This is a genomic window from Neisseria sp. P0022.S010, from assembly GCF_051956635.1.
The window spans coordinates 1-3471 of the sequence record NZ_JBQCXF010000311.1; the positions used below are offsets into that span (position 1 = coordinate 1).

At 49.8% G+C, this 3471-nt stretch carries 5 protein-coding genes; 4 read left to right on the forward strand and 1 reads right to left on the reverse strand.

Annotation, left to right across the window (positions count from 1 at the left end; all coding sequences use genetic code 11):
* From ACTHUT_RS15870 to brnQ, 4 genes are all read left to right on the forward strand, one after another.
* A partial coding sequence (locus tag ACTHUT_RS15870; protein WP_440419029.1) for a tRNA threonylcarbamoyladenosine dehydratase occupies nt 1–367 on the forward strand: 367 nt, incomplete at its 5' end.
* Between the two features lie 13 nt (nt 368–380).
* Nucleotides 381–848, forward strand: coding sequence for a hypothetical protein (locus tag ACTHUT_RS15875; protein ID WP_250599651.1), 468 nt, complete (start codon nt 381–383; stop codon nt 846–848).
* A gap of 92 nt (nt 849–940) precedes the next feature.
* Nucleotides 941–1837 carry a segregation and condensation protein A gene (locus ACTHUT_RS15880; protein WP_137040087.1) on the forward strand — a complete coding sequence of 299 codons (897 nt, stop codon included), beginning with the start codon at nt 941–943 and terminating at the stop codon, nt 1835–1837.
* Nucleotide 1838: 1 nt separating this feature from the next.
* Nucleotides 1839–3167, forward strand: a complete 1329-nt coding sequence (brnQ, locus tag ACTHUT_RS15885) for a branched-chain amino acid transport system II carrier protein (protein ID WP_250599653.1) — start codon at nt 1839–1841, stop codon at nt 3165–3167.
* A 24-nt stretch (nt 3168–3191) separates the two neighbouring features.
* Here brnQ and ACTHUT_RS15890 read toward each other — a convergent pair.
* On the reverse strand, nt 3192–3471 hold a 280-nt coding region (locus ACTHUT_RS15890; protein WP_440419031.1), incomplete at its 5' end, for a hypothetical protein.

A 3471-nucleotide genomic window follows, 5' to 3' on the forward strand; every position in this document is an offset into this window, starting at 1 on the left:
GGCGGCGTATTTCGTGCAACATAAACAACCGTTTATTATCAGCGGCGGCGCGGGCGGACAGAAAAATCCGGCTTTAATCCAAACCGCCGATTTGAGCCGCGTTACCCACGATCCGCTGCTTTCCAACTTGCGCTACACCTTGCGTAAACGCTACGGCTTCAGCCGCGATACCAAAGAAAAAATGCGCGTGCCTTGCGTTTATTCAACCGAGAATATTACGCCGCCGCAATCCGGCGAAGCGTGTTCGACCGATGTCGCGCCGCAAGGTTTGTCCTGCGCGGGCTACGGCGCGAGTATGCTGGTAACGGCTTCGTTTGGATTGTATTGTGCGCAGGCGGCGATGGAGCATATCGCGGGGCGGAAGTGAGGGGTAGAGGAAGATGGTTAAGAGCCGATTTTTCAAAGCCTATTTTATTGCCAGTCTGATTTATGCGGTATGGTTCAGCGTATTGATGTATGCTGTCGATCCGATGTTTCTTGATGTGATGGAATGCGATACGCTGCCGGGCGATTATTTGTGTGTGCAAAGCGGTTATGACCGCCCATTCACCACTTTTCTTTATCCGTTTCTGTCCGTCGTGATATTCAGCCTGTTGCACGCCGGTATTATGAAATGGCTCAACCGCCGTTCGGTTAAAATGATTTGGTTTTTGGTCGGCTGCGAAAGTTTGCTGCTGTTGGCTTTGATAGTGGCGATGCTTGCGAGGGATGGTTTTGTGTTGTCCCGAGATGTTGGCTCGGTACTGGCGGGTACGGTTTTCGCCAGCCTGCCGCTGTTGGGTATGGCCTTGGCCCAGACCTTTGCCGTCGCCATTGTTTCTTTACAAATCAATCGTAAAAACCGCTGATTTTTATATTAAAAACGGGTTGTCCTCGTTTCGGACGGCCTTTTGTTGATGAAACTTCTTACTAAACTTAAAAAGAAAAAGACCCTTTAACCATGCCTTCAGAACACCTTATTTCTTCCACTGCCGCAACGCCGTCTGAACATACCGTTGCGTGGGTGTTCGGTCAGCCTGTCACCGATGTGCCGCAGGATTTGTTTATTCCGCCTGATGCGTTGAAGGTGGTATTGAGCAGCTTCCAAGGGCCGTTGGATTTGCTGCTGTACCTTATCCGCAAGCAAAATATCGATGTCCTTGATATTCCGATGGTGAAGATTACCGAGCAGTATCTGCACTATATTGCCCAAATGGAAGCGTATCAGTTTGATTTGGCGGCGGAATACCTGCTGATGGCGGCGATGTTGATTGAAATTAAATCGCGCCTGCTTCTGCCGCGTCCTGAAGAAGTTGAGGATGAAGAGGCGGATCCGCGTGCCGAATTGGTGCGCCGTCTGTTGGCTTACGAGCAGATGAAACTGGCGGCTCAGGGTTTGGATGCGTTACCGCGTGCCGGACGTGATTTTGCTTGGGCGTATCTGCCGTTGGAAATTGCGGTCGAAGCGAAGTTGCCGGAAGTGTACGTTGCCGATTTGACGCAGGCTTGGTTGGGTATTTTGTCGCGTGCCAAGCATACGCGCAGTCATGAAGTGGTGCGGGAAACCATATCTGTGCGCGCGCAGATGACGGCGATTTTGCGTTGCTTGAACGAAAGCGGTATCAGCAAGTTTAGCGATTTGTTTAAGCCGGAGCAGGGTGCGACATATGTGGTGGTCAATTTTATTGCATTGCTGGAATTGGCTAAAGAAGGCTTGGTGCGTATCGTGCAGCCTGAAAATTATGGTGAAATCGAAATCAGCCTGAAAGACGGTTTGGAAACAAATGAAGCCGAAATGCTTTCAGACGGCCTTGAAGCCGATGAAACCGATAACGAAAATTTGAATAAAGAGAACTAAAATGGATTCGACGACAAGTCATACCAAAGCTTCTTTATGGGCAGTGGGCTTAATGTTGTTTGCCCTGTTTTTTGGGGCGGGGAACCTGATTTTTCCAGCCTTTTTAGGGCAGCAGGCCGGTGAAAACTGGCTTTCGGCGATGTTTGGCTTTTTGCTGACGGGCGCAGGTTTGCCATTGTTGGGCGTGATTGCCGTCGGCTATTTCGGCTCGCGTGATGTGGAGGCATTGGCTTCTCGTGTTGCGCCTTGGTACGGCGTGACTTTTGCCACGGCGCTTTATTTGGCAATCGGCCCTCTGTTTGCCATGCCGCGTACGGCGACAGTGTCTTTTGAAACCGCGATTTCCCCTTTTATTGATGAATCTTGGAAAAACATCGCATTGGCCGTATTCAGCCTGGTGTTTTTCGGTATGACTTATTGGCTGTCGATTTCTCCGGGTAAGCTGGTTGACCGTATCGGTAAAATCCTCACGCCTGTTTTGTTGCTGTCAATTGCGATATTGGTCGGCTATGCCGCCATTAACCCAATGGGCGTGCCGCAGGCGGCGCAAGGCGATTTTGCCACTCATCCGTTGGTTAAAGGCATTTTGGAAGGCTACGGTACCATGGACGCGCTGGCTTCGCTGGTGTTTGCCATTATCGTCATCGATGCCGTTCGCGCCATGGGCGTGGACAACCGTGCAGACTTGCTGAAGACTACGACGATTTCGGGCGTGTTGGCGGCTTCTTGTTTGGCAGTGGTTTACCTGTTTATCGGCTATATGGGCGCGACAGGTGTGGCCGGTATCGGCTTGCAGGAAAACGGCGCGTCGGTTTTGTCTAAAACTGCACAACACTATTTCGGTACGGCCGGTATTGTGCTGCTGGGCGTTATGGTGCTGCTTGCCTGTCTGAGCACGGCGGTTGGCTTGATTACTTCATGCGCCGAATATTTCAACCGTCTCTGCCCGGGTATTTCTTATAAAGCCTTTGTGATACTGAATACTGTGGTGTCTATCCTGCTGGCCAACAAAGGCCTGTCAGCGATTTTGCAGTTTTCCATCCCTATGTTGATGCTGTTGTATCCGCTGACCATCGTCATCATTCTGCTGGCTTTGACGGATAAATTGTTTGGCGGCGGCCGTATTGTTTATTTCTGCACCATGATGGCGGCCCTTTTGGTCGGTTTGCTCGATGCCTATAAGGCCGCGTTTGGATTTAATGCCGACACCGCTGCTGCCATCGAGCGCGCATTGCCGTTTTACAATATCGGTTTAGGGTGGGTTGTTCCCTCTTTAGCCTGCTTTATACTCGGCTGCATTTTGAATGCGGCGTTGAAGAAAAAAGCATGATGACAAACAGGCCGTCTGAAATGTTCAGACGGCCTGTTTATTTCGCCAACTACGCAAACGACAGATGATTTTTTTAAAGAAATCCGTTATAATTGAAAAGTTAAGGCTTTGCGAAATACCGTTTCGCAGATGCAACATATTGAGAAGATTTATTTCCACAAATCCCGTTTTTTCAGCAAACGACTTGAACTGAAGGCGGATTTCGTGGTATAAATCGCGTTTTACTATTTTAGAAGTTTGGAGACTAACCATGGCACGAGTTTGCAAAGTGACCGGTAAGCGCCCGATGTCTGGCAATAACGTA